Annotated in this window: 3 protein-coding genes; 2 read left to right on the top strand and 1 reads right to left on the bottom strand. The window is 56.8% G+C overall.

The features are described from left to right. Nucleotides 1–192 precede the first annotated feature (192 nt). The gene (locus JQ624_RS38115) at nucleotides 193–1,737 is read right to left on the bottom strand and encodes a winged helix-turn-helix domain-containing tetratricopeptide repeat protein (protein ID WP_212423997.1); all 1,545 of its coding nucleotides are present in this window, start codon (nucleotides 1,735–1,737) and stop codon (nucleotides 193–195) included. Between the two features lie 157 nt (nucleotides 1,738–1,894). Here JQ624_RS38115 and JQ624_RS38110 point away from each other — a divergent pair, with 157 nt between their 5' ends. Continuing rightward, nucleotides 1,895–2,800 (top strand): DUF1127 domain-containing protein, encoded by a 906-nt coding sequence (locus JQ624_RS38110; RefSeq protein ID WP_212423996.1) that lies wholly within the window; start codon nucleotides 1,895–1,897, stop codon nucleotides 2,798–2,800. A 154-nt stretch (nucleotides 2,801–2,954) separates the two neighbouring features. Further along, nucleotides 2,955–3,902, top strand: coding sequence for an MBL fold metallo-hydrolase (locus JQ624_RS38105; RefSeq protein WP_212423995.1), 948 nt, complete (start codon nucleotides 2,955–2,957; stop codon nucleotides 3,900–3,902). The last annotated feature ends 124 nt before the right edge of the window (nucleotides 3,903–4,026 follow it).

The raw sequence follows: 4,026 nt of genomic DNA, 5'->3' as shown, positions 1-4,026 counted from the left end.
CGATGCGGTTCGCTACTCCTTCATCGTGATGGACTTGCACCATCTACTCCTTGCCGGTCTCCCGGCGCACTCCGGTCCACCCCGATCAACGGACATTCTCAGCGCCCGTCGGCATGTCTCAAAGGTGCCATAACCGGACTCATGCGCCGCAGCAGAGTGCCGCCATTCGATCACCTCGTGGGCATTGGAGAGCTACTCGGGCAACCCCGCTTTCCGAAGACCCTCAATAAGCAGCTTTACGTTTTTGGGGCCCCGGGCGATATGCGCCGATACTGTAAAGGCGGGATCGATCTCAAGCACCCGCGCCGCCGCGTCGTGCGCCTCAGCGTCACGTCCGAGATGGGCGAAGGCGGACGCGAGGCAGCGGTAAGTTGCCACATAGAGGTTCTGACGAAGGGCTTTCTTCAATACGACGATGGCCTCGTCAAAGCGGCGAAGCTCGATAAGGGCCTGCCCAATGCCAGTAAGCGTCATGTATTGCCACGAGTCTACCGGGCTCAGGCGAATAGCACGTTCAAAGCTCCGGATCGCCTCCTCCGGCAGCCCCGCAACTCTGTAGACCTCGCCTCTGCCGTGCCATGTGCGCCATGAATTTGGGTTGAGCGCGACCGCCCGGTCAGCCATTTCGATCTCGGCTTCACTATCGCCGACAATGAACGCCGAGGTCATGGAAGCCCTTGCTAACGTGTCCGGATCACCATCGTCGAGGCTCAATGCCAAACGAACAAGCCGAACTGCTTCCTTGCGTTCGAACTGGGGATCGTTGCTATAGCCCAAAACGACGTTGAGCATGTGACAGACACCTGCCAGAGCCGCGGCAGAGCCGAACCGAGGGTCGAGCTCCAAGGCGCGATGAGCCAGCCTTATCGCCTCGGCCACCCCTTCGCGGGTCGCTAGGTAGAACTGCTGCGCTGCACGGAGATAAAAATCATAGGCGGTGAGGTTCTCTGGTCGCCGCCGCGTCGCCATCGCAATTTCTGTTTGAAGCATTTTTGGCTCAATGGCCGAGACAACGGCGATCGTAACTTCGTCCTGAAGAGCAAAAACGTCGGTCAGGTCACGCTCAAACCTGTCCGCCCAGATGTGCGCGCCTGTAATCGCATCGATCAACTGCCCTGTGATGCGAACTTTCCCCGGCGCCTTACGCACAGCCCCCTCGAGGACATAGCGCACGCCAAGCCTCCGCCCGACTTCCTTGATGTCGACCGCTTTGCCCTTGAAGGTGAAACTCGAATTGCGAGCGATCACGAACAGCCCTTTGAACCGCGAAAGCGCGGTCGTGATCTCCTCAACCATCCCGTCCGCGAAGTACTCCTGCTCGGGATCGCCAGACATGTTCGCGAACGGCAGCACGGCGATGGAGGGCTTGTCGGGAAGTGCAGGAACGCTCCCGGGCGCATCGCCAGGGTTTAGACCTGCAAGCTTTCGCGCTTCCCGCACGGATCCGACGAAACGGAAGCCTTTGCGCGGCAGTGTCTTGATCAGGCGCTGTTCCTCGCCGGAATCGCCTATCGCAGACCGCGCGACGTTAAGGCGCGTGGTCAGCGCTGCATCGGACACGCTGCGCCCATTCCAGATGGCATTGATGAGGCCCTCTTTGCTAACGACTCGTTCCCGGTTGAGGATCAGGTACTCAAGCAAGTCGAATACCTGGGGTGCGATGGAAACTAGCTCCGGTCCGCGATGCAATTCACGGCGGTCAGTATCGAATGCGTACTCGTCGAAGAGATAGCGCACGTTGCTATTTCCTAAGTTGCCTCCAACGGCTTCTATTGCCGGCCTCAGACGCAAAGAATAAGCCGCCGGTGAGGAAAAAGTAAGCCGGATGTTAAGCGCGCCAGCTCATCTCCCGGTACCCTCGGCTGGTGAAACAGTCCAGCCTGGACACATCGCAATGAGCACGATCCACGGGGCCACCGAGCTGAGACCGGCAACCGCAAAGCGGCAAGTGTACAGCCCTCTCGAAATATATTGGGATGCATTTCAACAGTGGCGCAAACGCGAAAGGCTGCGAGCCAAGTTGTGCCAGCTGACCGAAAGGGACCTAACGGACATCGGTATCACGCGCGGTGAGATCGAGTACATTGCCTCGAAGCGAGGTATCGCAATGTCGCATCGTTCGGCGGGACGGCACAATGGCAGCGCTCCCATCTTTATGATGCTCTGCAGCGCCTGCCTTCTCGTATTCGCGAGCGAAGCCAGAGCGCAATGCACGGCGAGAGACGTTCTGCAGAACCAACTGAGGCTCAATAAGCGTCCTTCACCTATTATGCCGCAGGTTCTAGTCCGATCCGCCGTTGATGTTCCGGTATGGAAGAAGATTACAGTTGGGAACTTTTCAGATTCGCTCGCTCTTCGTAACGCGTTGAATACAGTAGGTTGTGGCATCGGAAACTCGGCTGGGGAAATTCTCGCTCGACCGACCTTTACCCTCAGCGCTACGAAAACAAACGTGGAGCTTTTCGCGGTGTCGGCGGCCGAACTCGGCTTTGAGACCGATACTGCGTCCCTGGCTGACATCTATGCGCGCGCTCGACAGCTGGGCTTTGGACTTGCGGCAGCAGAGGTCGCTCCGCAGCTGAGGCTTCAATATTTTGACCAACCGGTCGGTGAATTTCTCATCATCGGAATGGAGCCCATCAAGACGTGGAACGGCGAGCTCATCATTTTAACTGTGGCTAATGGCGGAGCGGGACTAATCCTCATCGGCCAAGATGGCAGCGCCGACGCAAAAATATCCGTGATGTCTCGTTTTCTATTTGTGCGATCCAGTGAAGCATCAAAGGCGCCAACACAGTGACATAACGGCTATAAAATCCGTCCTGCTGATGTAAACTAGTTCACATACGGAAACGCCGCGACCGCAGTATCCCTTGATCTGATATCGGGGTCAGTTCCGCAGCCGTTTGACGGAGCGGTGGGTCAACTGGCCCATACAACCATGAAGTGCAGAGATGTTAGCTCAGCTAAGCAGGGCGTTATTCATTTCCGCACTCTCATTGAGCGTCTTCTCGGGTGCTGCGCTTTGTCAGGAAATACGCGTAACTTTACTCGGTACAGGAAATCCACCTCCTGTGATGAACCGCTTCGGCCCGAGCATATTAGTCGAGGCAGGCGCCAAGAAATTTCTCTTTGATACTGGTCGCGGCGCGATACAGCGCCTCGCGCAAATCAAAGTCAGGTGGCAAGACGTTGATGGGGTGTTTTTTACCCATCTCCACTCCGACCATGTGGTTGGATTTCCGGACGTCTGGCTAACTGGTTGGCTAGTTGGCGCCGGCCGCAACCGGCCGCTGGAGGTGTGGGGGCCACCAGGAACTGCCAATATGGTGTCGCACCTAGTACAAGCGTTTGAGTTTGATATCCGATTTAGGATTTCCGATGACAAGGCACGACCCGAGGGGGCGGTGATCAACGCTCACGAAATTGACCCGGGCTTTGCCTTCGAACAGAATGGCGTGAAAATAACGGCGATCAAGGTCGATCATGCGCCGGTGGAACCAGCTTATGGCTACCGTATCGACTATGAAGGTCGATCCGTCGTTCTGTCTGGCGATACACGCATCTCTGACAATCTCGTCCGAGCGGCCGCTGGGGTAGACTTACTGGTGCACGAGGTTGCGTCACCCGAAAGCTTTGTACGTGCAGGGGTCAATCCAGAGCGGGCGAAATCAGTAGTCGCACATCATGTTACTCCCGAACAGGCCGGGGAAGTGTTCGAAAGAACAAAACCGCGGCTGGCAGTTTACTCCCATATAGTTCTGCCCACCGCCACCGCTGATGATCTGGTGCCCGCCACGCGCAAAACTTACAGCGGTCCATTAGAAGTAGGGGAAGATCTGATGGTAATCGAAGTGGGTAAGGATGTGATCGTACGGCGGCCTTCCCTTTCCAAACAATAAGCGCCACGGGATTCCAACTCGTTACGACCTCGCCGAAATATGTCCGGTTTGGGTCCAGGCTGTGTGAAAACCCCGTCGATGCTATGATTCTCTTGCTGAATCGGCGGGGGAAGTGATGCGGGGT

Origin of the sequence: Bradyrhizobium sp. AUGA SZCCT0283, assembly GCF_018130385.1 — a bacterium.
Classification (GTDB): domain Bacteria; phylum Pseudomonadota; class Alphaproteobacteria; order Rhizobiales; family Xanthobacteraceae; genus Bradyrhizobium.
The sequence above is the reverse complement of the archived record's forward strand: the minus strand, read 5'-3'. Positions and strand labels throughout refer to the sequence as shown.

What these genes read in the sequence shown, in the direction of transcription:
- JQ624_RS38110 (WP_212423996.1), top strand. Translation starts at nt 1,895, where the DNA reads ATGAGCACGATCCACGGGGCCACCGAGCTGAGACCGGCAACCGCAAAG.
- JQ624_RS38105 (WP_212423995.1), top strand. Translation starts at nt 2,955, where the DNA reads ATGTTAGCTCAGCTAAGCAGGGCGTTATTCATTTCCGCACTCTCATTG.